This is a genomic window from Arthrobacter sp. BF1, from assembly GCF_056680215.1.
Map to the genome: position 1 here is coordinate 1,455,197 of NZ_CM155271.1, position 23,631 is coordinate 1,478,827.

Here is a 23,631-nt window from a genome sequence, read left to right on the forward strand (position 1 = left end):
CTAGGATGGCTCTGTGGCCGGCCTGATCAAACGTGAAGATATTGACGAAGTACGCCAGCGCACGGACATCAAGGAAGTGGTGGACGGCTACGTCACCCTCAAGGGTGCCGGGCTGGGAACCTACAAAGGACTATGCCCCTTCCACGACGAGCGCTCGCCGTCGTTCACCGTCCGCCCGCAGGTGGGCAGGTATCACTGCTTCGGCTGCGGCGAAGACGGCGACGTCATCGCGTTTGTCCAGAAACAGGACCATACGTCCTTCCACGAGGCCGTGGAGAAGCTGGCTGCGCGGATCGGTTACGAGCTGCGGTACGAGGACGGCGGAACGGGCCCGAGCCGTGAAGAGGTGGGCAAGCGCCAGCGCCTCCTGGACGCTCACAAGATCGCTGACGAGTTCTTCCGCGCCCAGCTGCTGACGCCGGGCGCCGCCGAGGGCCGGAACTTCCTGTACAACCGCGGCTTCGACCGCGCCGCCTCGGAGCAGTTCGGGGTGGGTTACGCGCCGCAGGGCTGGGATGCCCTCCTGAAGCACCTGCGCGGGCGCGGCTTCACGGACGCTGAACTGAAACTGACCGGGATGTTCTCGGAAGGCAACCGGGGAATCTACGATCGGTTCCGCGGCCGCCTCATTTGGCCCATCCGCGACATCGCCGGCGACACCATCGGCTTCGGTGCCCGGAAACTCTACGAGGACGACCAGGGCCCCAAGTACCTCAACACCCCCGAAACCACGCTGTACAAAAAATCGCAGGTGCTCTACGGGATCGACCTCGCCAAGCGTCATGTCGCCAAGGACAGGCAGCTTGTGGTGGTGGAGGGCTACACGGACGTGATGGCCTGCCACCTCGCGGGAATTCCGACGGCGGTGGCCACCTGCGGCACCGCGTTCGGCACCGAACACATCAAGATCGCCCGCAGGCTGCTGTCCGACGACGGCAGCGGGGGAGAGGTCATCTTCACCTTCGACGGCGACGCCGCCGGGCAAAAGGCCGCGCTGCGTGCCTTTGAGGAGGACCAGCGCTTCGTGGCGCAGAACTATGTGGCCGTTGACCCCACCGGCGCCGACCCCTGCGACCTCCGCCAGACCAAGGGGGACGCCGCCGTCCGCGACCTGATCAACAGCCGGCGTCCGCTGTTTGAATTCGCCATCAAGGCCACGCTGAAGCGCCACAACCTGGACACCGTGGAGGGTCGGGTGGCGGCCCTGCGCGAGGCTGCTCCGGTGGTGGCCCAGATCCGCGACGCCGCCATCAGGCCTGCCTACGCCCGCCAACTGGCCGGCTGGCTTGGCATCGCCGTTGAAGAGGTCAGCCGGGCAGTCGCCGTCGCCATGAAGCGTGAAGGCAGCGGCGCAGCGGCGTCCTCGGCAACACCATCCGGTGCGTCCGGTCCGGTGCGTGGCACCCAACCCGGCGGACCCGGCGTTGCTGCCGGACCGGCGTCGGGCGCTGTCCCTTCTTACCACCGCCCCGATCCACGCGACCCGGTGGCGTCCATGGAGCGGCAGGCGCTGGAGGTGGCGCTGCAGGAGCCTGCATTCCTGGGCGGCGGCATCTGGGAGCGTTTCTCGGCTGCGCGGTTTGTGACGCCCGCATTCCAGGCCGTTCACGACGCCATGCGTGCCTCGGGTCCGGGACTGATCGGCGAGCCGGTGCGCTGGGTGGAGCAGGTCATGAACGAAGTCCCCGAACCCTTGCGTCCGCTGGTATCCGAACTCGCCGTGGTGCCGCTGCCTGCCAGCACCGCCGAGGCCGTCCAGAAGTACTGCAAGGACATCCTGGCCCGGCTGTTCGAACTGCAGATCACCCGCGTCAAGGCGGACAAGATGGGACAGCTGCAGCGGCTGGACCCGGCGGCCAATCCCGACGACTACCAGCGGCTCAACCGTGAGCTGATGATGCTGGAAATGGAGCGCCGGGCGTTGCGGTCCGACGCCTAGCCTCAGCCCGTTCCCTTTCCCGATCTTCTGATTTCGCTTCCAGGCGGGGTGTTTGCTAGGCTGATACCCGCTTCATTCCTCCTTAGCTCAATTGGCAGAGCATTCGACTGTTAATCGAAGGGTTGCTGGTTCAAGTCCAGCAGGAGGAGCGCACAATCCCCGTTCCGGTTCTCCGGAGCGGGGATTTTTTTCATACCCGGGGAGGGTATTCCAGCTCGTCCGGGAGCCGATTTCACATTGTCGGGAATCCTTTGCTAATGTCATACCTGCTTCATTCCTCCTTAGCTCAATTGGCAGAGCATTCGACTGTTAATCGAAGGGTTGCTGGTTCAAGTCCAGCAGGAGGAGCAAACACCAAAAAGTCCCGTCCTCCGTGTGAGGGCGGGGCTTTTTTGCTTTTTCAGACGAAGTCCATTTCCACTTGCAGGAAACGTTCGGCCTCCGCGATCGCGGCCAGGAAGGCGTCCTGCTCGGTGGGGGCCTTGCGCGGTTCGCGCGGGTGCCATTCGTGCGGCGCTGAGTGGACGCGCGCGAAGCCGGCGCCCGGCGGCGCGTAGAAGATCCCGAAGCGCTGCACCGGCCACTCAGGGGAGGTTTCCGGGGCTACCAAAAGGGCTGCGCTGAAGGCGGGGTTGAACCACTGGGCGATGGGCCGGCGTCGGTCCTCAGTAAAGAGCCCGGCCGCGTAGAGGGCCGCGGACTGCTGGCCGGTCTGCGCGCACAGCCGGTCCCACCACAGTGGCAGGATGCCGGAATCGCAACGTTGCCATGTGGCCGGAAGCGGCGAGGAGTACTGCCAGCTGGGCACGGAATTATTTTATCGCGGGAGCGTGCGCCACGGCAGGTGCCGGCAGCCTGCAGGGGGCACGGCTGTTACCGCCGGTTCCAGGGACCCGGATTGACGCGGTACAGCAGGGCAGCGCCCGCCAGCGCGCCAAGGATGATGCCCAGGGCACCACTGCCAAATGCCCGCCCAACGAAGTATCCGGCGACGGCGCCCAGCACCGCCCCGAGGAACAGCCCCCGGGGGTTGCGGTGCGGCTTACCTCTCACTGGATCGCCGGGACGGTACGCGGCCTGACGATGAGCCAAAGACCGGCGATCGCCACCAGGATGCATGCTGCCTGGACGGCGCCCATGGGCGTGGCGCTGGTGATTCCCAACCAGCCCACCACGGGCGAGATCAGGCCCGCGGTCATAAAAGTTGCGGCACCCAGAAGGGAAGCGGCCGTCCCGGCCTGTGCGCCGTGGCTGGAGAGGGCCAGGACCTGCACGCAGGGGAACGTGAAGCCTGTGCCCATGATGTAGAACCAAAGCGGCACCAGGACGCCCCAGAGGCCCAGACCGGCCTGGTCGAAAATCACGATCAGCAAAGCCATCAGGAACATCCAGCCTGTCGAGCCGGCAAGGATCCATTGAGGGGGGACGCGCCTGATGAGCCTGGAGCTGATCTGGACGCCGGACACGATGCCGAGAGAGTTGATGCCGAACAGCAGGCCGTACTCCTGCGCGGAAAAACCGAAAATGTCCTGGAACAGGAACGGCGAGGCGGAGAGGTACGTGAAGAGGCCGGCGAAGTTCATCCCGCCCACCACCAGCAGGCCCACAAATATCCGGTCCGTGAAGAGAGCCTTGTAGCGCTGGCCTGCGGTCATGCCGGACTGGCCGCGTTTCTCCGGGGGCAGGGTTTCCCGGACCAGTGCGAGCGATGCAACGATCACCAGGGCCCCGTAGCAGGCGAGGAACACAAAGATGCCGGGCCACGGCATCACCAGGAGAAGCTGGGATCCGATGACGGGAGCCAGGATCGGCGCCAGTCCATTCACCAGGGCCATGCGCGAGAACATCTTCACCATGGCGTAGCCGGAGAACAGGTCCCGCACCATCGCCATGGCCACCACGCCGCCGCCCGCGGCGCCCACCCCCATCAGGACACGAAAGAGTCCCAGCGTGGCGATGTCTGTGGATAGCGCCGCCCCAACGGAGGAAGCGATGTGGACGGCGGTGGCCAGGATCAGCGGGAGCCGCCGGCCAAACTTGTCGCTGAAGGGTCCCACTATCAGCTGTCCCAGAGCAAAGCCGATGGTGGTTCCAGCCAATGTCAGCTGGACCTGAGCCTCGGAGACCCCCAGGCTGGCCTCAAGGGCAGGAAAGGCCGGCAGGTAGAGGTCGATCGTGAAGGGTCCCAAAGCGGTGAGCGCGCCGAGCAGGAGGATGTACAGCAGTTTCCGTCGGCGGCTCAGGGCATCGCCCGGATTGGAGTGAATGGTCACGGAGACCAATCCTAGGCCCGGGCCGGCCCGTCTTTACGGTGTGACAGGCGCGCCGCGAGGCCACCCGGAAGTTTGGCCTGAGCCTGAATGATAGTTTTGGGGGCGGGACCATGCTGGCGCACGCTCCCGCAGAACACGGAAGCCGAATCGACCAACCAACATGTAAGGCGGGAACCGATGAGCGGACGACACACCGGGCGCACCAGCCAGGGACTGCGCATCACCGCGCTGCCCAAAACGCTGAAACTACTTTTTCGCCTGGCGCCCCGCCAACTCAACGACGAAATCGCCTTCGCCAAGGTGGAGCTCAAGCGCAAGGGCATCCAGGTAGGGGTAGCAGCGGCGTTCCTCGCCGTCGCCCTCCTTTTCGTGGCCTTCCTGGTGGTTGGCCTCATCGTGGCCGCCATCATGGGCCTTGCCACCATCATGCCGGCCTGGCTCGCGGCCCTGCTGGTTTGTGCGGTGTTCCTGATCATCGCCCTCATCGGGGCCCTGATCGGCGTGCGCAAATTTAAGAAGGCCATGCCCCTGATGCCGGAAGAGACTATCCGGGGCATCAAATACGATCTGGGGATCGCCAAGGAAGGCACGGGCTTCAACGCTGCCCTGCTTGATCCAACGAGCCCCGAGGCGAAGGCCGCAAAGGCCGCCAAGGATGAGGCCGCTGCGAAGGCCAAGGCGGAGAAGGAAGCCAAAGCCGAAGCGCAGAAGGTGGAATTCCCGCACGCGTCCGAGCCCGAGCTTCACCGCCGACTGGAACAGCGGCGGCGGCACATCGCGGAGGTCCGGGACGAACTGGACACCGAGTTGGACGTCAAACCCCAGGTCAACTTCCTGGTTGGCGCCGCCAAGGACAAGCTCGGAGAAGGCAAAGCCGTTTTGGAACAGGGCAGGGCCGCTGCCGGCCAGAAGTTCGCCGCGTTGTCTGAGTCCACAGAAGGTGCCAACGTTCGGTGGAAGCCTCTAGCCGCCCTCGCGGCCTCAGCCACGATCTTCGTGGTGTTGCTGCGCCGGCTGCTCCGGAATCCGTAACGCAACCGCCACGTCCACGCTTTGCTTTAGTTCCACGTTCACGCTGTGCTTTAGGAGGAGGGGAGCGGAGTGAGGTTCATCGGCGCTGGTGCGCGTTCCGACCGCCCCCAGATCGACCACGACCGCGTCTTCACCGTCCCCAACGCCCTGACGGTGCTGCGCTTCATGGGTGTGCCGCTCTTCATCTGGCTGGTCCTCGCGGAGAAGGAATACGGCGTGGCCGTGGTTGTCCTGGCCGTCATGGCGGGCTCTGACTGGATCGACGGCTATGTCGCACGCCGCTTCGACCAGGCGTCCAAATTGGGCCGTGTCATGGACCCCCTTGCTGACCGGCTTGCGCTGATCGCGGTGGCGGTCACCCTGGTGATTGCCGGCGTCGTACATTGGCTCTACCTGGTGGCACTCCTGGTTCCCGACGCCGTGCTCCTGGCCCTGACCCTCTCCTTTTTCCGCGGTCATCCGGATCTCCCCGTGAGCCGGATCGGCAAAGTCCGCACCGGACTCCTCCTGCTCGGCACACCCCTGCTGGTCCTGTCGCGGCTGGATTCCCCGTTCGGCGGCCCGTTGTTCGTAGCGGCCTGGGTTGTCCTGGGCCTCGGCCTCGTGGGCCACTGGATTGCCGCCTACAACTACTTTTGGGCCATTCTGCGGAAGGGCAGAATGCAGCCACATCATGACATCCCGGGGCACGACGCCGCGGGGCACCACCGCGCGCGGCACGGCGGCGAAGAGAACGACGGCGGCGCCGCCTGATGGTGTGGGTGGCGGTCCTGCTGGCGGTGCTTGGCGCGTTCTGCCTTGCCTTGGGTGCCCAGAAGCAGGGCAGTGCGGTCAAGGCCGATACCGGGGGTCTGGCGCTGAGTTCAAACGGCTTCCTCCGCCTGCTGCGGAATCCGCGATGGATGTTTGGTCTGCTCCTCCTGTGCCTCGGGATGGGAATGAATGCGGTGGCGCTGGTTTCCGCGCCGCTGACCGTGGTGCAGCCGATCGGAGCCATCGCGCTGGTCATCACCACCGTGGTGAATGCGCGCGACCAGGACATCACCATCAACCGGGCCACCATGGTGTCCATTGCAGCCTGCGTGGCCGGCTCGGCGCTGTTTGTCCTCCTCGCCGTCAACGTGACCCAGGAGAACCACCATGTGAACCAGGAGGACGAACTCACCATAGTGCTGCTGCTTGCCTTGGCAGTCGGGGTGTTCGGCACACTGGCGGTGATGCTCCGGCACCGGATGAGCGCGTTTGTCTATATCCTCGGCGCCGGAGTTCTGTTCGGTTTTGTGGCTGTCCTGACACGCATTATCGGCAAACACCTGCTGGATCCCAACGGGTTGTTCCTGCTCAATGTCCAGTGGTACTCGGTGGTGGCCATTGCGGCAGCGGGCGGCCTTGGTTCCTGGTTTGTCCAGAGCGCCTACTCGGGCGGGCCGCCGGACCTGGTCATCGCCGGCCTGACAGTTGTCGATCCAATCGTGGGAATTGCCATTGGCATCGTCATCCTGGGTGAATTGCGGCCTGACGTCCACGCCGTCATGGCGATTGCGATGGCTACGGCAGCTTCGCTTGCTATCGTGGGGGTGATCGCCCTTTCCAGGCACCACCCGGAGGTCACCAAGCGCAAGAAAGATGCGCGCAAGGCTGCGGGCAGGGCGTCCCACTAGCCTGTTGGCCCAACGAGTCCATTTCCATCACCAGACATTTCCACCCGCCGACTATCCACCCAGCCGATTTTCACCCAGCCGATTCTAAGAGGCCCCGCGCCACCGCGTCGGCGGCCACCCGGTGCTTCCAGCGTCAGCTGCGCACCGTGACCTTCAGGAGCTCCCCACGTGACAACGCCCGCCGACCAGCGTCCCCTGACCATCCTGATAGCCGCGGATACCTATCCGCCCCACGTCAACGGCGCCGCCCAGTTCAGCTACCGCCTGGCGAAGGGCATGACAGGCCGCGGCCATAACGTGAATGTGCTGGCCTGCCGCGCGGACAATGGCGCGAGCTTCACCGAGTTCCGTTCCGAGGCCACCGTTCACCGGCTCCGCTCGCATGGCGTCTTCACGCACGAGTACTTCCGAATCTGTTTCCCGTGGGAGATCAAGAAGGAGATCGGCCTCCTTTTCGACCGGGTCAAACCTGACGTGGTGCATATCCAGAGCCACTACATGATCGGCGAACACGTCCTGTACGAAGCTGTGAAGCGTGGCGTCAGGGTTGTGGCCACCAACCACTTCATGCCGGAGAACCTGAACCCGTTCCTGCCGTTCCCGCAGTGGTTCAAGGACATCATCGGCAAGATCTCCTGGAAGGACATGGGCAAAGTTATGGGCCAGGCCGATGTCGTCACCACGCCCACACCCCTGGCTGCCAAGGCCATGCACCAGCATGCCTTCCTCCGCAAGGTGCTTCCCCTGTCCAACGGCATTGATTCGGCCGCTTATGAGCTGCAGCCCGGTGAAGTCATCGAACCGCATGCCAACCCGACAGTGGTTTTTGTGGGCCGGTTGGCAGAGGAGAAGCACGTTGACGTCCTGATCAACGCGGTGTCCAAGACCCCGGCAGAGCTGAATGTCCATCTGGAGATTGTGGGCGGCGGGGAAGTCCGCCCGGCCCTCGAAGCTCAGGCCAAACGGCTGGGCCTGGAGGACAGGGTTAAGTTCCTGGGCCTGGCCAGTGACGAAGACCTCCGGGAGACGTACATCAAAGCCGACCTGTTCTGCATGCCGGGTACCGCCGAGCTGCAGTCCCTGGTAACCCTCGAGGCCATGTCCGCCTCGACGCCCGTGCTGCTCGCGGATGCCATGGCACTCCCGCACCTGGTGCGCGACGGCGAGAACGGTTACCTGTTCATCCCCAACGACAGCGACGACCTCGCGAAGAAAATCACCCGCATCCTCGAACTGCCCGTCGAAGAACGCGCAGCGATGGGCCAGGCCAGCAGGCGGCTGGTGGAAACGCACAGCATCGAGGGCACCCTGCAGACCTTTGAGGACCTGTACCGCGGTGCAAGCTACGAAGACAAAGTGGTCTGAGGTCGGGCAGGAAGTCCGCGCCCCGGCGCCCGCCGCGACCTGACCGGCATCAGCCGTGGTCTGAGGAAGCGTCCCGGTTTGCTAGAGTGTTTTTGCCCTGCTGAAACCAAAGTCCTCATCGGACCGGGCAGGCAGCGGGCATGGGGCTATAGCTCAGCTGGTTAGAGCGCGGGACTCATAATCCTAAGGTCCTCGGTTCAAGTCCGAGTAGCCCTACCAATGCACAAAGCTGGACAGTTCCAGAGCATCACGTAAACAACCGCGGACCGCGGCTGACGTTGACCGTCGGCCGCGGTTTCTTTTGTTTTGCCAGAATCTGGGGTAAGTTACCCACCAGTAACTTACTGCTTCTGTTGATCGTTGCGAGGGAACCCATATGTCAAAAGCGCCTATTGATATCAACAACCTGCCGTACGCTGATGGTGACTTCTTCGCCTTTGAGCAGTTGCTGACGGGCAAGGAGCAGGACCGGCTGGCCGAGATCCGGGGCTTCTTGTCCCGCGAGGTCCGGCCGATTGCCGTGGATTGCTGGAACCGCGGCGAATTCCCCATGGACCTCATCCCGAAGCTGGCCGAAATCGACCTGGTAAGCCCTGTGCGCCGCCAAGGCTATTCGAACGTGTTTGCCGGTCTGGTCCACGCCGAGGCCACCCGCGCCGACGCCTCCATTGCAACGTTTATGGGCGTCCACGACGGTCTCTTTACCGGCTCCATCGAGGCCCTTGCCTCCCAGGAACAGCAGGAAGCCTGGTTGCCGGACATCTACTCGCTGAGGAAGATCGGCGCTTTCGGCCTCACCGAGCCCCTTGGTGGCTCAGACGTGGCCGGCGGCACCCGCACCACGGCACTGCGCGATGGCGACACCTGGATCCTCAACGGCGCCAAGCGGTGGATCGGCAACGCGACCTTTTCTGACTGGGTGGTCATCTACGCCCGGGATATCGCAGACAACCAGGTCAAGGGTTTCATGGTGGACACGAAGCTTCCCGGTTTCCGTGCCACAAAGATTGAAAACAAGATCTCGCTCCGGACCGTCCAGAACGCAGACATTGTCCTGGACAACGTGGTGGTTCCCGACTTCTTCAAGCTCGCCGGCGCCAACAGCTTCCGCGACACCAACAAGGTCCTCAAGGTCACCCGGCTGGCTGTCGCCTGGCAGGCGGTGGGACAGCAGCTCGCTGCCTTCGATGTAGCGCGCAGGTACGCCGTGGAGCGCCACCAGTTCGGCCGTCCGCTGGCGTCCTTCCAGCTTGTCCAGAGCCAGCTGGTCCAAATCCTGGGTAACGCAGTCAGCTCAATGGGCATGATGGTCAGGCTTTCCCAGTTGGAGGACGCCGGCCAGGCCAAGGACGAACAGTCCGCCCTGGCGAAGGCATTCACCACGGCCCGGATGCGCGAAAGCGTGGCGATCGGCCGCGGCCTCCTCGGCGGCAACGGGATCGTGACCGACTTCGAAATGGCGAAGATCTTCGCTGATGCGGAAGCCATCTACTCTTACGAGGGAACCCACGAAGTCAACACGCTGGTGACAGGCCGTGCCATCACGGGGATCTCAGCCATCGTCTAGAAAGAGCCGATGATTACCGGTGGCGGCGTCCGCCCTGCGTGCTGAATGATTGCTCACCGGGCCTGCCCGGCTGACCGGCAGCAGGATGGACGGGCGGAGGTCCGTCACGAATTCCAACGGATTGACGTAGTCATCCGCTCGTCTAACGCCCCAGTGGACACAGTCCACGACGCCGCAGTGGCCGGCCTGAAGAGTGCCGATGATCTCGCCCTTCGCCACCGCGGCTCCGGCTGTCAGTGGGCTCTCAACAGGCTCAAAGCTGCTGCGGAGCCCGCCGCCGTGATCGATGGTGATCACGGGACGGTCAACCACCACGCCCACGAAGGTCACGGTCCCCGAAGCCGGGGAGGTGACCGGGACGCCGTCGTGCGCCGCTCCAAGATCTACGCCACGATGCCCGCTCATCCACGGCTTGTCCGGCGGGTCGAAGGCGCGCAGCACTGCCGGTTTGGGGGAGAGCGGCCAATCCCAGTCAGGTCGCGGAGCCGCCGCCTGCGGAGCCGCAGCTGCCTGGAGCAGAAGAATGGCGGCAAACGCAAAATTTGCTTTCATCTGCCCAGCATTCCGCGCCGGATCGGCCACCGGGAGGGCCCGCTGCTGCCATGTGGAAAACGTCCGCAGGCGGACCGGATACTGTCCAGCGAATATCGGCGCCTGTAGTACACTTGGTGGAGCAGTTTGCTGTGCCCTCAACGCGTTTGCGTCGGCACGCCTCATTCAGGAATGCGGGGGAGCAGTAACTGACTACGCGCATCCAGACCTCCAATTCTAAAGCTCCGGCTTTGTTTGAGGAGGATTGTGCCTCTTGCGGTCAGGGCCCCGGTCCTGATGAGAGTCGCAATGGATGCCAGGAGCACGGCCCGCCTTGGGCCACGCTAATCAACCGTCAACTATTGGCAGGGTAAGAGGGCCGCGAGGCTTTCTCATGAATGACCTGCCGGAAGGAGCGTCGGCATGCCCGTCGTAACTATGCGCCAGCTGCTTGACAGCGGCGTCCACTTTGGACACCAGACCCGCCGTTGGAACCCGAAGATGAAGCGATTCATCTTTACGGAGCGCAACGGCATCTACATCATTGACCTTCAGCAGTCGCTGTCCTACATCGACCGCGCCTACGAGTTCGTGAAGGCCACCGTTGCACACGGCGGCACCGTTCTCTTCGTCGGCACCAAGAAGCAGGCCCAGGAAGCAATTGCTGAGCAGGCTACCCGCGTTGGCCAGCCCTACGTGAACCAGCGCTGGCTCGGCGGTATGCTGACCAACTTCCAGACCGTCTCCAAGCGCATCCAGCGCATGAAGGAACTGGAAGAAATCGACTTCGACGACGTCGCCGGTTCCGCGTACACCAAGAAGGAACTGCTGCTCCTTCGCCGTGAACTCACCAAGCTGGAAACCAACCTCGGCGGTATCCGCAACCTGACCAAGGCACCTTCCGTGCTCTGGATCGTGGACACCAAGAAGGAACACCTGGCTGTTGACGAAGCCAAGAAGCTGAACATCCCGGTTGTGGCCATCCTGGACACCAACTGCGATCCTGACGAAGTCGACTTCCCGATCCCGGGCAACGACGACGCCATCCGCTCCGTGAACCTGCTGACCCGCGTTGTTGCGGACGCCGTTGCTGAGGGCCTCATCGCCCGCAACCAGCGCGCAACCGGCACCACGGAAGCTCCGGAAGAGCCGCTGGCTGAGTGGGAGCGCGAGCTCCTCGAAGGCAGCAAGACCGAAGCTGCTGCCGCAGCTCCGGCAGCAGCAGAAGCTGCTCCGGCAGCAGAAGAAGCTGCTGCTCCGGCTGCAGAGGAAGCCCCGGCCGCTGCCGAGGCTCCGGCCGCCGACGCGGACAAGTCAGACAAGTAAATCTGGATTCTCCGACGCTGTTCGCAGCGCCGGATCACTGACAGGATGGCGGCTCACCCGGTGAGCCGCTGTCCTGTCGGTCCGTACACCACATAAATTTTCTAGACAGAGGGGTTCACATGGCGAACTACACTGCCGCTGATATCAAGGCTCTGCGCGAGCGCACAGGCGCCGGCATGATGGATGTCAAGAAGGCTCTCGACGAAGCCAACGGCGACGCCGAGAAGGCCATCGAGATCATCCGCATCAAGGGCCTCAAGGGCGCTACCAAGCGCGAAGGCCGCTCCACCGCTGAAGGCCTGGTTGCTGCCAAGGTCAGCAACGGCGTTGGTGTCATGATCGAGGTCAACTGTGAGACCGACTTCGTTGCCAAGGCTGACAAGTTCATCCAGCTGGCAGACAAGGTCCTGGCCGTGGCTGTAGAGTCCGGCGCTGCCGACCTCGACACCCTGCTGGCCACCGAAGTTGACGGCAAGCCGCTGTCCGAGGTTGTTGTCGAAGAAGGCGCAATCCTGGGCGAAAAGGTTGTTGTCCGCAGGATCTCCCGCATTGAGGGCGGCACTGTTGACGCTTACCTGCACAAGACCTCCAAGGATCTCCCGGCCCAGGTCGGTGTCCTGTTCGCTGTCGACGGTGAAGGCGAAGCCGCTGCCACCGCCGCACACGACGTTGCTGTCCACATCGCAGCGATGTCCCCGAACTACCTGACCCGCGAGGACGTTCCGTCCGACCTGGTTGAGTCCGAGCGTCGCATCGCCGAAGAGACGGCCAAGGCTGAAGGCAAGCCCGAAGCCGCCATGACCAAGATTGTGGAAGGCCGTGTCACAGGCTTCTACAAGGGCGAGGTCCTGGTTGACCAGGCATTCGCCAAGGACGCCAAGAAGTCTGTGGCGCAGGTCCTCGAAGAGGCCGGCGTCAAGGGCACGTCCTTCGCACGCTTCCGCGTCGGCTCCTAGTCGAATCCGCTAAAGGGGTGGCCACTTCGGTGGCCGCCCCTTTTGCATGCACCCGGCAAGGGCCAATGAGACCTTTGGCCGCCCGGCACGATAACCTTTTTCAGAGTTCAACAACGGGAAGGCACCCATGGAAGCCGTCAATACTTCAAGCCAGCCAGAAAAGAACCGGCGCCGCGTCCTCCTGAAGCTCTCAGGTGAGGTCTTCGGCGGAGGAAAGCTCGGCGTTGATCCTGACACTGTCCGCGGCGTCGCCAAGCAGATCGCCGCAGCAATTCCCGACGTCGAAGTCGCCATCGTTGTTGGCGGCGGAAACTTCTTCCGCGGAGCCGAACTGTCCCAAAGCGGTATGGACCGCTCGCGCGCAGACTACATGGGCATGCTCGGCACGGTCATGAACTGCCTCGCCCTGCAGGACTTCCTGGAGCAGGCCGGGGTTGAAACCCGGGTCCAGAGCGCCATCACCATGGGCCAGGTTGCCGAGGCCTACATCCCGCGCCGCGCAATCCGGCACATGGAAAAAGGCCGCGTTGTCATCTTCGGTGCAGGTGCCGGACTGCCGTACTTCTCCACAGACACCGTCGCTGCCCAGCGTGCACTGGAGGTTCATGCGGACGTTGTCCTGATGGCCAAGAGCGGCGTGGACGCCGTCTACACCGCGGATCCCAAAAAGGATCCCGATGCGGAGCGCCTGGACACTCTGAGCTACGACGACGCCCTGCGCCGCGACATCCGCGTCATGGACCAAACCGCGATGACCATGTGCAAGGACAACAACCTGTCCATGGTGGTCTTCGGGATGGAAGGTGAAGGGAACGTTACCCGCGCCATCCGGGGCGAAAAGCTGGGTACGCTGGTGACCCCCTAGCTACGGCTAGGATGATTTCAGCACGGTTCCATCCCCGCTGGCAGGACCAGCGATGGAACCAGGAACACTGAACCAAGATTGTGCAGCCGGCATGCGTGCTGCACTGATTTCTGAGGAGAGACCGTGATCGAAGAAACCTTGCTCGAAGCCGAAGAGAAGATGGACAAGGCTGTCGAGGTAGCCAAGGAAGACTTCGCCTCGATTCGCACCGGACGGGCAAATCCCGGCCTCTACAACAAGGTGCTGGTGGACTACTACGGCTCACCCACCCCGTTGCAGCAGCTCGCGTCCTTCGCCATCCCGGATGCCCGCACCATCCTCATCACGCCGTTCGACAAGACCGCGCTGCGCGACATCGAACGCGCCCTGAGTGACTCCGAGGTGGGCGCCAACCCCTCCAACGACGGCAACGTCATCAGGATCACCATTCCGGACCTGACCCAGGAGCGCCGCAAGGAGTACGTGAAGATCGTCAAGACCAAGGGCGAGGACGCGAAGATCTCCATCCGCAACATCCGCCGCAAGGCGAAGGAAACGCTGGACAAACTCGTCAAGGATGGCGAAGCGGGCGAAGACGAAGGCAACCGTGCCGAGAAGGAACTGGATGCCCTGACCAAGTCACGCGTTGACGGCATCGATGAGCTGCTCAAGCGCAAGGAAGCAGAGCTGCTCGAAGTCTGATGAGCCAGGCAGAGCAGGCCCCCGCACAGAGGGCGCGCACGAAGAGGAAGCAGCCGCGGAGCAACCCGACGCCCAAGGCGGGCCGGAATCTTCCGGCGGCTATTGTGGTGGGGCTGGCCATGCTCATCGGCGTGCTTGGGGGACTGCTCTTTCTCCCGCTCGGATTCGTTGCCGTCACTACGGGGTTCGCTGTCTTCGGCGTATGGGAGATCTTTCGCGCCCTCGAGGCCAACGGAACCCGGATGCCAATCGTTCCGGTGATGGTGGGCACCATCGCGATGCCGTTCGCCGCATACTTTGGGGGTTTGGAAAGCCTCCTCTTTGCCATGCTCCTGAGCTGCGTGGCGGTGTTGCTGTGGCGATCGGTGGAAAGCCCCGCCGGATCGGCGAACAGCATCTTCGCCGGGGTTTTCACGCTCGGATGGGTGCCGTTCTTCATCAGCTTCGCGGCACTGCCGCTGCACGCGGCCGGTGTGGCCACCCCGGTGGGACTGTGGCCTGATGGGATTATTCCTCCGGGAGCGTGGCAGGTGGCAGTCATGCTCCTGCTGGTGGTCTCGAACGATACGTTTGGCTATCTCGTGGGCGCTTCCCTGGGCAAGCATCCCATGGCGCCGAAGATCAGCCCCAAGAAATCCTGGGAAGGGTTTGCCGGTTCGATTGCCGGGGCAATGCTGATCGGAGTCCTGGCCTGTATCTTCATCCTGGACAAACCCTGGTGGGTGGGCGTGGTCCTCGCCGTGGGCCTCGTCGCGGCGTCCACCGCGGGAGACCTCGCCGAGTCCATGGTCAAACGTGAGCTCGGCATCAAGGACATGAGCAGCATCCTGCCCGGACACGGCGGCGTGATGGACCGGCTGGACTCCATCGTCTTTGCCTCGCCCGTGGCGTTTGTCCTCTTCTCCACGGTCTCGGGTACCTGAGCCAGCCCGCACCCATCTGAGCACGCCCGCCCACCTCGCCGGACATCGGCGGCACCAATAGACTGGTGCCCAACCTGACCCAGCCGAAAAGCAACAAAGGAACAACAGTGGCATTGGATTTTCAACGGAAAATTCCCGCGTCGTTTGAGCGCGTACGGGGCAACGAGTTTGGCTACAACGCCAGGCAGGTGGACCAGTTCCTGCAGCGGGCAAAAGTGGCGCTCGAGACACCCAAGGCCGCCCTCCATGCCGTCAGCAGCTCCGATGTCCGCAGCGTCTCCTTTGACCCGGTCAAGGGCGGCTACTCCGCCGCCGTCGTGGACGCAGCATTGGACCGCCTTGAAGACGCCTTTGCGCGCCGCGAACGGGACGAATTGATCGCTGCGCGGGGCGAAGATGCCTGGCTCCGCGAGATCGGCAACCTGTCCGGGATCCTTCGTGGCCGCCTCCACCGGCCGGATGGGGAACGCTTCCGGCGCCCCGCCAAGAAGAAGGCCCGCAGCTACAACATCCTGGACGTAGACAACCTTTGCTATGACCTGATCGGCTACCTCGAGGAGGACAAGCCACTCAGCGTCGACAGCGTCCGCCGGGCCGTCTTCCGCCCCGCGGCGGGCCAGGACGGGTACGAGGAAACCCAGGTTGATGCCTTCCTGGACCGCGTAGTGGAACTCATGGCAGCCATCGACTGAGAAGGCTGCGGCCCGCGCGGCCTGACGTATCCGGTACTCAACCGTTCCCGGATCAGGGGGCTTACGGGGGTGTCCCCGGGTCGGTTGGCGTGGGCGACACCGGGGTGTAGCTGCGCCAGAACGTCGCATATGACCTGTAGCCGTGGATCGAGGACCCGGCCAGGAAGGCCAGCCCAGCCACGGCCGCCAGGACGGCGGCCACGCCCGTACCGGTACCCAGAACGGACGCCAGTAGGCCGGCCAGGATGGCGATGAGGGCAGAGTTCACCGTGTGGATAAAACCATGCTGCTGCCTGCAACGTGGCTCCATGAACTGCGCCGGCCCAGGAAATAGTAGGTCTGCACGGAACCGGCCATGTCGTCGTGGGGGGAAGCCATGATGAACTTCGCGATGCCGGGGTCCAATTCCAGGTAGGCCGCCCGGAGCCTGTTCATGGCGAGCACATACATGATGTCTTCGGCGGCGACGTTGAGCACCCGGAGCTGGGTGAGCAGGCCCACCACCAGGTCCGTGAGCAGCACTACGCCGGCCAGCAGGAGGAAAACATCCGAGAACCTGGTGGCTTGGCCCACCAGGGCAAGGCTCACCAGGCTTGCGGAGGTTAAGGTCAGGAACATGCTGATGCGGGTGAGGACCTCGCCTTGCGTTGTGCTGCGGGATGCAAGCAAGCTCCAGTGTTCAGTGGCGAGCAGTTGCGCCCGGACTGAAGGTGAAGGGCTGTCCGGGGCGCCGTTGCCTGAGCTTAATCCGTCCTGCTGGGACATGCGGACATTGTCCACCTTTGCGGCTTCCGGCGCGAGGGCCTGACGGCGGACTGCTGAGGGCGGCCCTGCCGCTTCCAGCCGTTCTGCTCTCCCAGCCGTTCTGCGCTTCCACCATTCCGGCATCTACCGTTCGGTGACCAGCGGCCGTTCCGGCGTGTGCAGCCGCGTCATGACCCGTGTCATGGTTTTGGGAATCCGGTCTTTTGTCTGGCGGGAGACCAACACCATCACGGCGAACGCGGCTGGCACGGTCCACGCCGCCGGCTGGGCAAGCCAGAACGGTGTCGTTGCGCCCAGGACAGCCCCGCACACCATTGCCCCGCCACAGAGGACGGCACCCGTGACCATCCCGGCGATGGCGCCGGTGTCCGTGAGTCCGCGCCACCAGATGCCCAGCAGGAGGACCGGGCAGACCGTGGAAGCAGTGAACGCGAACACGAGCCCCACGCTGCCGGCGAGAGCCATGGAATCCGTGGTTACGGCGAAGCCCAAAGGGACGATGGCGGAAACGACAGCCGCGAGCCGGAAGCCGCGGATGCCGCCGCCGAGCACGTCCTGGCTGATCACTCCGGCCAGTGAAACCACCAGCCCCGACGTGGTGGAAAGGAAGGCGGCAAACGCGCCGGCAACCACCAACGCCGAGAGCAGGTCGCCGGCAGTACCGCCGATGAGCTGTCCCGGCAGGAGCAGAACCACCGCGTCCGCCTGCCCTGACCGGGCGAGCTCCGGTGCGAACATCCTGCCCGCCAGCCCGTACGCGGTAGGAAAGAGGTAGAACACCGACAGCAGGCCGAGCACGATCAGGGTGGTTCGCCGCGCCGAACTGCCGTCGGGGTTTGTGTAGAACCGCACCAGGACGTGGGGGAGTCCCAAGGTGCCGAACAGCAGTGCCACCAGCAGTGAGACGTTCTGGTAGGCGCCAGCGGGAGCCATTGCGGTGGGGTTCACGGCTGCGGGGGCCACGGCAGCGGTCCCGTTTCCGGCCAGGGTGAAGACAATAAACAGGACCGGAACAGCCAGGGCAGTGAGCTTCAGCCAGTACTGGAACGCCTGCACAAAGGTAATGGAACGCATGCCGCCTGCCACCACCGTCAGGCAGACCACGATGACCACGGCCGCTGAGCCCACCCAGGGCGGTAAGCCGGTGGTGATCCGGATAGTGAGTGCGGCGCCGTGGAGCTGCGGCACGATGTACAGCCAGCCCACCACAACCACCACCAGGCTGGTAACCCGCCGCACGGCCCGGGAATCCAGCCTGGCCTCGGTGAAGTCAGGGATGGTGTACGCCCCGGACCGGCGCAGCGGTGCGGCCACAAAAAGCAGCAACATCAGGTACCCGGCGGTGTAGCCGACAGGGAACCACAGCGCGTCCGTTCCCGAAAGCAGGATCAATCCGGCCACACCCAGGAAGCTGGCCGCGGACAGGTACTCGCCCCCGATGGCCGAAGCGTTCCACCACGGCCGGACCGTCCGGGAGGCAACATAGAAATCGCCGGTGGTGCGGGAAATCCGGAGTCCGTAGAAGCCAATCACGGCAGTGGCCACCGAGACGACAACAAGGGCCACCACACCGACCGCGGGATTCATCGGGAGATCACTTGTCCCCGGCCAAATCGCGGTACCTGGCCTCATTCCGGGCGGCGGTGCGGATAAAGAGCCACGCGCTGAGTCCAATGATCGGGTAAATCCCCGCACCCAGCAGCAGCCAGTCGAAGGGGATGCCCCAAACCCGGGTGTCGGCAAGGCCGGGTACTGCTGCCAGCAATACCGGGAAGGCGCCCAGGATCAGCATGAAGCCGACGGCCACCACCAGCGCGAGCCGAAGCTGGGAACGGATCAGGGACCGGACAAAAACCTGTCCCACCTCTGATTCCTCGGCAGCTTCGCGTGTTTCGCCGGCCGGGCGGGGTACCGAGCGAGGTGCGGTAACGCGGACGCGTGTCATGCCTGCGGCCGGATGCGGGTGGCTTCCAGCTTTTCCCTGACCGTGGGAAGGTGGCGGCGGCTGATGGGAAGGCTGGCGCCGGCCACCGAGACGCTGGGCCTGTCGGCAGCCAGCTTCATGGACGAGACGTGCTTCAGGGCCACCAAGTACGACCGGTGTGTCCTGATGAAGCCCGCGTCCGCCCATTGCTGCTCCAGGTCTGCCAGCGGCACCCGGATCAGGTAGCTTGCGTCCGCGGTGTGAAGCCGGGCATAGTCTCCTTGCGCCTGGACGTACGTGACGTCGTCGCGCCGGATCATCCTGGTGGTGCCGCCCTGGTCAACGGTGATCATCTCAGGCGCGGGGCCGCCGTCGCGCAGCAGCTCGCTGATCCTGCCCACCGAGCGGGCCAGCCGCTCAGCCCGGATGGGCTTGAGCAGGTAGTCCACGGCGGCGAGCTCGAAGGCTTCGAGGGCGCAGTCCTCGTCCGCCGTGACAAACACGACGGCCGGCTTCTTGGCGCTGCGGGAGATGGCGCGGGCAACATCAAGGCCGGACACGGCAGGCATGTGGATGTCCAGGAAGACGGCGTCCACGGATTCGCTGGTGAGGGCCCGCAGCGCCTCGGAACCGGAGGAGGCACGGTGAATCGTGCCGATGCGGTCGTCCCTGCCCAGCAGATAGGCCAGTTCCTCAACGGCGGGTAGCTCGTCGTCGGCGACGAGGACATTAATCATGGTCCTACATTAGCCGCCGCAGGCGGTTCGAAGCAGGCGGCTGGAAGCAGGCGGCTGGGATCAGGGGGCCGGATTCAGGCATCATGGCCGGGCTGTGACTTCGGTACCCGCAGGGTGATCAGCGTCCCTTCACCCGGTGCGGTCTCTATCACCAGGCCGTGCTGGTCCCCGTAAACCTGGCGGAGCCTGGCGTCCACGTTGCGCAACCCCACGTGGTCCCCGTCCCGGTGCCCCGCGAGCATGGACTGGAGTTCGGCGGGATCCATCCCCACGCCGTCGTCCTCGATGGTTACCTCCGCGAAGGCACCCGAATCGTTGGCGGTAATGGTGATGTGGCCGGCGCCTTCCTTAGCCTCAAGGCCGTGCCGAACCGCGTTTTCCACCAGCGGCTGCAGGCTCAAAAACGGGATGACCGTGCCCAGCACTTCAGGTGCGATGCGCAGGCTGACCTGCACGCGCTCCCCGAACCGGGCCCGCTCCAGCAGCAGGTACCGGTCGATGCAGCGCAGTTCTTCGGCGAGGGTGGTGAAGTCGCCGTGCCGCCGGAAGGAATACCTTGTGAAGTCCGCGAACTCCACCACAAGTTCCCGGGCCCGCTCGGGGTCCGTGTTGATGAACGACGCGATGGCGTTGAGCGAGTTGTAGATGAAATGCGGGCTGATCTGGGCCCGCAAAGCCCGCACTTCAGCTTCCATCAGCAAGGTCCGGGACGCGTCCAGCTCCGCGAGCTCAACCTGGACGGCCACCCAGTCGGCCACTTCGCTGGTGGCACGTACCAGCCCGGCGCCGGCCGAGGGGGCAAACGCTGCCACTGCGCCCACCACGCGGGAGCCGGCGCGTACCGGTGCGATGACGGCGGCCAGGGCGCCGGATGCAGGCTCCACGCCCAGCTCACGGGCCTGGAGCACAGTGGTGCGTCCACCCGTCAGGACGTCCGCGGCCAGGCCCATGAGCAGCGGCTTCAGCTCCTCGGCCGCCCCATCCCAGGCGAGCACGCCCGCCGTGTCCGTGATGGCCAGCGCATCGCAGCCCAGCAGGGCGCGCAGCTGCTTGCTCGCCTTCGCAGCCCCCACCGGATTGAGTCCCGTTCGCAGGTGCTGCCCCGCCCGGGACGCTGCGTGGAGGGTCTTGTAGGTAGCCTGCTCGGCGTCGGTGCCCAGCTCGCGGAAAGACCGCAACAGCTTGATTCCCAAACCAACGACGACGGCGACCGCCAGGGCGATCACTGCAACTGCGGCGGCAGTCAGGAGGGGGGAGTCCGGCATGCTGCCAGCGTAGCGTCGGCTGCCGTTAGGCGCAGCATCGTGACCGTTGGGCGACCGTTCAGGCCGTCGCTATGGAATGCAACCCCTGCGCGCGCGCACAGTGATTGCAGTCACATTGGCGGCACCCCTGTATGCAGGAGTGGCTGGCTGGTGGACTAGTCAAACTCTCAATGAGGAGGAACGATGGGTAATGATGCCCGGACTCCGGACGCGGCGGCGTCCGTGGACTTCGAAGAAGTCCAGTCGACCGCGCGGTTCCAGGAACTGCGCAAACGTCACCGCAGCTTTGTATTCCCGATGGCCGTAGCCTTCCTGCTGTGGTACTTCGCGTACGTCCTGCTGGCTGACTACGCAGTCGGTTTTATGTCCACAAAGGTGTGGGGCAATATCAACATCGGCCTGATCCTGGGCCTCCTGCAGTTTGTGTCCACGTTCGCCATCACCGGCTGGTACGTCAGCTACTCCAACCGGAAACTTGATCCCATTGCGGCGGAGATCCGCCACGAAATCGAAGGCCATGAATTTGATAAAGACGGCAATCGCGTGACCGGAGTGAACAAATGATCGGGATTGCCACGTCAGTTGACGTCACCCAGCTCAAGGAAACCACGCTCCTCAACATGGGGATCTTCGGCCTGTTTGTTGCCGTCACCATGGTGATCGTGCTTCGGGCCAGCCGGAACAACAAGACGGCCGCGGACTACTACGCGGCCGGCCGTTCGTTCACCGGCTCCCAGAACGGAACCGCCATTGCCGGCGACTACTTGTCCGCGGCATCATTCCTGGGCATCACCGGGGCGATCGCCGTCAACGGCTATGACGGCTTTATGTACTCCATCGGCTTCCTGGTGGCCTGGCTGGTGGCTCTGCTGCTCGTGGCCGAACTGCTGCGGAACACCGGCAAATTCACCATGGCCGATGTTCTATCCTTCCGGCTCAAGCAGCGGCCGGTCCGCATCGCGGCCGCCATTTCCACCCTGGTGGTCTGCTTCTTCTACCTGCTCGCGCAGATGGCCGGAGCCGGCAGCCTGATCTCGCTGCTGCTGGGCATCAGCGACTGGGGTGGCCAGGCCCTGGTGATCATCGTCGTCGGCGCCCTCATGATCATGTACGTGCTGATCGGCGGGATGAAGGGCACCACCTGGGTCCAGATCATCAAGGCGGTCCTGCTCATTGCCGGCGCAGCCGTGATGACACTCTGGGTGCTGGCTATCTACGGCTTCAATCTCTCCAGCCTCCTCGGTGCCGCCGTTGAAACCTCCGGCAACCCGGCGGTACTTAACCCGGGCCTGCAGTACGGCAAGTCGGAGACGTCCAAGTTGGACTTCATGTCCCTCGGCCTCGCGCTGGTCCTGGGGACCGCGGCACTGCCCCACGTGCTGATGCGCTTCTACACGGTGCCGACAGCCAAGGAAGCCCGGAAGTCCGTGGTGTGGTCCATCTGGCTGATCGGGCTCTTCTACCTCTTCACCCTGGTGCTCGGCTACGGTGCAGCAGCACTGGTTGGTGCGGAAACCATTAAGACCGCTCCAGGTGGGGTTAATGCGGCGGCACCGCTGCTCGCCTTCTACCTCGGCGGCCCGCTGCTGCTTGGCTTCATTTCAGCTGTGGCGTTCGCGACCATCCTTGCCGTCGTAGCCGGTCTCACCATCACCGCGGCCGCATCGTTCGCCCACGACATTTACGCCAATGTCATCGCTAAGGGGAAGGCTGACGCCGAGACTGAAGTCAAGGTTGCGCGGCGCACCGTGGTGGTCATCGGTATCCTCGCCATCCTGGGCGGCATCCTCGCCAACGGCCAGAACATAGCGTTCCTCGTGGCACTGGCCTTCGCGGTTGCAGCGTCGGCCAATCTGCCCACCATCGTCTACTCGCTGTTCTGGCGGCGATTCACCACCCAGGGCGCGGTGTGGAGCATGTACGGCGGCCTGGGCTCGGCCATCCTCCTGATCGTCTTCTCGCCCGTCGTCTCCGGCGGAGCGACCTCCATGATCAAGGACGCCCACTTCGCCATCTTCCCGCTCAACAACCCGGGCATTGTGTCCATCCCGCTGGCGTTCCTGCTCGGCTGGCTCGGCACGGTGCTGGACAAAAAGCGCGAAGACACCGCCAAGCAGGCCGAAATGGAAGTCCGCTCGCTCACCGGCGTCGGTGCGGAGAAGGCCGTGGACCACTGACACCAGGCAAACGAACGACGGCGGCCCGGAAGCCGCCGTCGTACGTTTTGGAAAGGCCCGCCAGCCCCTTCGGGGGCCGCGGGCCTTTCCTATGTCTTGGGGCCCTACGCCTTGGGCTTGATTTTGATGTTGATCATCTTGAGTTCGTCGGTGCCCTCGAAGCGGTAGACGAGGTCGATGTTCTTCCCGTCGTTGCACGCGATGAGGCCCACCACGTCGGCTGCCTTGGCGCCGTTGTCCGTGCTGGCCTGGACCTCGTTGTAGGTGGGCTTGCAGGAGTTGTCCATCTCCAGCGTCTTGATGCCGGCTATGAACGCTTCCTTGGATACCTGCTCCTGGAGGGCCGGGTCGAGGTAGTTGTCATAGGCTGTGGACGTGTCGCCCGCGATCACGAGTTTCGTGAAGTCGTCCGCGAGGCTCTTGGCATGGTTGGTGGGTCCGGCAACAACATTTGCCAGGATCACCACGCCGAGGATAACCAGCAGCAGGACGCCGGCCACCACACCCAGGATGGTCCACAGCCGCCTGCGGCCATGCGCGGGGGGCTGTTCACCGGGGAGCCCGAACGGCCCGCCGGCAGGGGGTTGTCCGGGAGTGCCATGCTGTGCTGGAGCGCCGTAATGTCCGGTACCGCCGTATTCTCCCGGCGCCGCGTACCGTCCGACTGCTGCGTACTGGCCCGGCGCAGGATATTGACCAGGGGTGCCGTACTGTCCCGGGGTTCCAGGCTGACCCGCCACTGGCTGTTGCTGCGGCTGTTGGGGCCAGGACGCCGGCTGGACCGGCTGGTGCGGTTCCTGAGGGTTGCTCACGTGGAGCCTTTCCGGCAACGCGGTGGCACTGCCTTTTTGCTGGGGGCCGCTGGGCGGTACCCGCGGATCTACCTGGGAACAGCCTATAGCCCCGTCCGCGGGGTGGGCGTCGGCCGAAGTCTCGCGGAAACACAATTTTG

The 23,631-nt window shown here is 64.2% G+C and carries 25 protein-coding genes and 3 tRNA genes; 17 read left to right on the forward strand and 11 right to left on the reverse strand.

Going from position 1 to position 23,631, the window contains the following annotated elements:
* Window positions 1-13 precede the first annotated feature (13 nt).
* The 3 genes from dnaG to AC1MCD_RS06825 all read left to right on the forward strand — a co-directional run bounded on the left by dnaG (window position 14) and on the right by AC1MCD_RS06825 (window position 2,287).
* Window positions 14-1,939: a DNA primase gene (gene dnaG, locus AC1MCD_RS06815; protein ID WP_498677062.1), complete on the forward strand. Its 1,926-nt coding sequence runs from the start codon at window positions 14-16 to the stop codon at window positions 1,937-1,939.
* A 76-nt stretch (window positions 1,940-2,015) separates the two neighbouring features.
* Window positions 2,016-2,088: transfer RNA gene (locus tag AC1MCD_RS06820), tRNA-Asn, on the forward strand.
* Between the two features lie 126 nt (window positions 2,089-2,214).
* A tRNA-Asn gene (locus AC1MCD_RS06825) sits at window positions 2,215-2,287 on the forward strand.
* A 52-nt stretch (window positions 2,288-2,339) separates the two neighbouring features.
* Here AC1MCD_RS06825 and AC1MCD_RS06830 read toward each other — a convergent pair.
* The 3 genes from AC1MCD_RS06830 to AC1MCD_RS06840 all read right to left on the reverse strand — a co-directional run bounded on the left by AC1MCD_RS06830 (window position 2,340) and on the right by AC1MCD_RS06840 (window position 4,212).
* Window positions 2,340-2,747, reverse strand: coding sequence for a hypothetical protein (locus AC1MCD_RS06830; RefSeq protein WP_498677064.1), 408 nt, complete (start codon window positions 2,745-2,747; stop codon window positions 2,340-2,342).
* 65 nt (window positions 2,748-2,812) lie between these two features.
* Window positions 2,813-2,992, reverse strand: coding sequence for a hypothetical protein (locus AC1MCD_RS06835; protein ID WP_498677066.1), 180 nt, complete (start codon window positions 2,990-2,992; stop codon window positions 2,813-2,815).
* Window positions 2,989-4,212 (reverse strand): multidrug effflux MFS transporter, encoded by a 1,224-nt coding sequence (locus AC1MCD_RS06840; RefSeq protein ID WP_498677067.1) that lies wholly within the window; start codon window positions 4,210-4,212, stop codon window positions 2,989-2,991. Before AC1MCD_RS06840 ends, AC1MCD_RS06835 begins: the two co-directional genes overlap by 4 nt.
* A gap of 177 nt (window positions 4,213-4,389) precedes the next feature.
* Here AC1MCD_RS06840 and AC1MCD_RS06845 point away from each other — a divergent pair, with 177 nt between their 5' ends.
* The 6 genes from AC1MCD_RS06845 to AC1MCD_RS06870 all read left to right on the forward strand — a co-directional run bounded on the left by AC1MCD_RS06845 (window position 4,390) and on the right by AC1MCD_RS06870 (window position 9,837).
* Window positions 4,390-5,244 carry a phage holin family protein gene (locus tag AC1MCD_RS06845; RefSeq protein ID WP_498677069.1) on the forward strand — a complete coding sequence of 285 codons (855 nt, stop codon included), beginning with the start codon at window positions 4,390-4,392 and terminating at the stop codon, window positions 5,242-5,244.
* Window positions 5,245-5,313: 69 nt separating this feature from the next.
* Window positions 5,314-5,997: a CDP-alcohol phosphatidyltransferase family protein gene (locus tag AC1MCD_RS06850; protein WP_498677071.1), complete on the forward strand. Its 684-nt coding sequence runs from the start codon at window positions 5,314-5,316 to the stop codon at window positions 5,995-5,997.
* Window positions 5,997-6,905, forward strand: coding sequence for a DMT family transporter (locus AC1MCD_RS06855; RefSeq protein ID WP_498677072.1), 909 nt, complete (start codon window positions 5,997-5,999; stop codon window positions 6,903-6,905). Before AC1MCD_RS06850 ends, AC1MCD_RS06855 begins: the two co-directional genes overlap by 1 nt.
* 168 nt (window positions 6,906-7,073) lie before the next feature.
* Window positions 7,074-8,270, forward strand: coding sequence for a glycosyltransferase (locus tag AC1MCD_RS06860; protein WP_498677074.1), 1,197 nt, complete (start codon window positions 7,074-7,076; stop codon window positions 8,268-8,270).
* Window positions 8,271-8,412: 142 nt separating this feature from the next.
* Window positions 8,413-8,489 (forward strand) — tRNA-Ile (locus tag AC1MCD_RS06865).
* A gap of 157 nt (window positions 8,490-8,646) precedes the next feature.
* Entirely contained in the window at window positions 8,647-9,837 is a 1,191-nt protein-coding gene (locus AC1MCD_RS06870; RefSeq protein ID WP_498677077.1) for an acyl-CoA dehydrogenase family protein, read from the forward strand.
* Here the strand turns inward: AC1MCD_RS06870 and AC1MCD_RS06875 are convergent.
* Window positions 9,823-10,389 (reverse strand): M23 family metallopeptidase, encoded by a 567-nt coding sequence (locus AC1MCD_RS06875; protein WP_498677078.1) that lies wholly within the window; start codon window positions 10,387-10,389, stop codon window positions 9,823-9,825. The genes AC1MCD_RS06870 and AC1MCD_RS06875 overlap by 15 nt on opposite strands.
* A 402-nt stretch (window positions 10,390-10,791) precedes the next feature.
* On the opposite strand from AC1MCD_RS06875, the gene rpsB reads away from it, so the two are divergent.
* The 6 genes from rpsB to AC1MCD_RS06905 all read left to right on the forward strand — a co-directional run bounded on the left by rpsB (window position 10,792) and on the right by AC1MCD_RS06905 (window position 15,811).
* A complete protein-coding gene (gene rpsB, locus AC1MCD_RS06880; RefSeq protein ID WP_498677079.1) occupies window positions 10,792-11,694 on the forward strand; it encodes a 30S ribosomal protein S2 in 903 nt (300 codons plus the stop codon).
* Between the two features lie 119 nt (window positions 11,695-11,813).
* A complete protein-coding gene (gene tsf / locus AC1MCD_RS06885) occupies window positions 11,814-12,650 on the forward strand; it encodes a translation elongation factor Ts (protein ID WP_498677082.1) in 837 nt (278 codons plus the stop codon).
* A 127-nt stretch (window positions 12,651-12,777) separates the two neighbouring features.
* The gene (pyrH, locus tag AC1MCD_RS06890; protein ID WP_498677084.1) at window positions 12,778-13,515 is read left to right on the forward strand and encodes a UMP kinase; all 738 of its coding nucleotides are present in this window, start codon (window positions 12,778-12,780) and stop codon (window positions 13,513-13,515) included.
* Between the two features lie 123 nt (window positions 13,516-13,638).
* Window positions 13,639-14,196, forward strand: a complete 558-nt coding sequence (gene frr / locus AC1MCD_RS06895) for a ribosome recycling factor (RefSeq protein WP_498677085.1) — start codon at window positions 13,639-13,641, stop codon at window positions 14,194-14,196.
* Window positions 14,196-15,119 carry a phosphatidate cytidylyltransferase gene (locus AC1MCD_RS06900; RefSeq protein WP_498677087.1) on the forward strand — a complete coding sequence of 308 codons (924 nt, stop codon included), beginning with the start codon at window positions 14,196-14,198 and terminating at the stop codon, window positions 15,117-15,119. The genes frr and AC1MCD_RS06900 overlap by 1 nt, the downstream gene beginning before the upstream one ends.
* A 107-nt stretch (window positions 15,120-15,226) precedes the next feature.
* The gene (locus tag AC1MCD_RS06905; RefSeq protein WP_498677089.1) at window positions 15,227-15,811 is read left to right on the forward strand and encodes a DivIVA domain-containing protein; all 585 of its coding nucleotides are present in this window, start codon (window positions 15,227-15,229) and stop codon (window positions 15,809-15,811) included.
* A 61-nt stretch (window positions 15,812-15,872) separates the two neighbouring features.
* Here the strand turns inward: AC1MCD_RS06905 and AC1MCD_RS06910 are convergent, their stop codons facing one another.
* The 6 genes from AC1MCD_RS06910 to AC1MCD_RS06935 all read right to left on the reverse strand — a co-directional run bounded on the left by AC1MCD_RS06910 (window position 15,873) and on the right by AC1MCD_RS06935 (window position 20,502).
* Entirely contained in the window at window positions 15,873-16,079 is a 207-nt protein-coding gene (locus AC1MCD_RS06910) for a hypothetical protein (protein ID WP_498677090.1), read from the reverse strand.
* Window positions 16,076-16,576 carry a hypothetical protein gene (locus tag AC1MCD_RS06915; protein ID WP_498677091.1) on the reverse strand — a complete coding sequence of 167 codons (501 nt, stop codon included), beginning with the start codon at window positions 16,574-16,576 and terminating at the stop codon, window positions 16,076-16,078. The genes AC1MCD_RS06910 and AC1MCD_RS06915 overlap by 4 nt, the downstream gene beginning before the upstream one ends.
* 123 nt (window positions 16,577-16,699) lie before the next feature.
* On the reverse strand, window positions 16,700-18,163 hold the full coding sequence (locus AC1MCD_RS06920; protein WP_498677092.1) for a sodium/solute symporter: 1,464 nt from the start codon (window positions 18,161-18,163) through the stop codon (window positions 16,700-16,702).
* 7 nt (window positions 18,164-18,170) lie between these two features.
* Window positions 18,171-18,521, reverse strand: a complete 351-nt coding sequence (locus AC1MCD_RS06925; RefSeq protein WP_498677093.1) for a DUF485 domain-containing protein — start codon at window positions 18,519-18,521, stop codon at window positions 18,171-18,173.
* Window positions 18,518-19,237 (reverse strand): LytR/AlgR family response regulator transcription factor, encoded by a 720-nt coding sequence (locus AC1MCD_RS06930; RefSeq protein ID WP_498677095.1) that lies wholly within the window; start codon window positions 19,235-19,237, stop codon window positions 18,518-18,520. The genes AC1MCD_RS06925 and AC1MCD_RS06930 overlap by 4 nt, the downstream gene beginning before the upstream one ends.
* 74 nt (window positions 19,238-19,311) lie before the next feature.
* Window positions 19,312-20,502: a sensor histidine kinase gene (locus AC1MCD_RS06935; RefSeq protein WP_498677097.1), complete on the reverse strand. Its 1,191-nt coding sequence runs from the start codon at window positions 20,500-20,502 to the stop codon at window positions 19,312-19,314.
* A gap of 183 nt (window positions 20,503-20,685) precedes the next feature.
* Between AC1MCD_RS06935 and AC1MCD_RS06940 the strand changes: the two genes are divergently transcribed.
* Together AC1MCD_RS06940 and AC1MCD_RS06945 are read left to right on the forward strand one after the other, a co-directional pair.
* Complete coding sequence (locus AC1MCD_RS06940; RefSeq protein WP_255769630.1) at window positions 20,686-21,066, forward strand: DUF485 domain-containing protein; 381 nt, start codon at window positions 20,686-20,688, stop codon at window positions 21,064-21,066.
* Window positions 21,063-22,679, forward strand: a complete 1,617-nt coding sequence (locus AC1MCD_RS06945) for a monocarboxylic acid transporter (protein ID WP_498677100.1) — start codon at window positions 21,063-21,065, stop codon at window positions 22,677-22,679. Before AC1MCD_RS06940 ends, AC1MCD_RS06945 begins: the two co-directional genes overlap by 4 nt.
* A 104-nt stretch (window positions 22,680-22,783) precedes the next feature.
* Here the strand turns inward: AC1MCD_RS06945 and AC1MCD_RS06950 are convergent, their stop codons facing one another.
* A complete protein-coding gene (locus tag AC1MCD_RS06950; RefSeq protein WP_498677101.1) occupies window positions 22,784-23,491 on the reverse strand; it encodes a hypothetical protein in 708 nt (235 codons plus the stop codon).
* Between the last annotated feature and the right edge of the window lie 140 nt (window positions 23,492-23,631).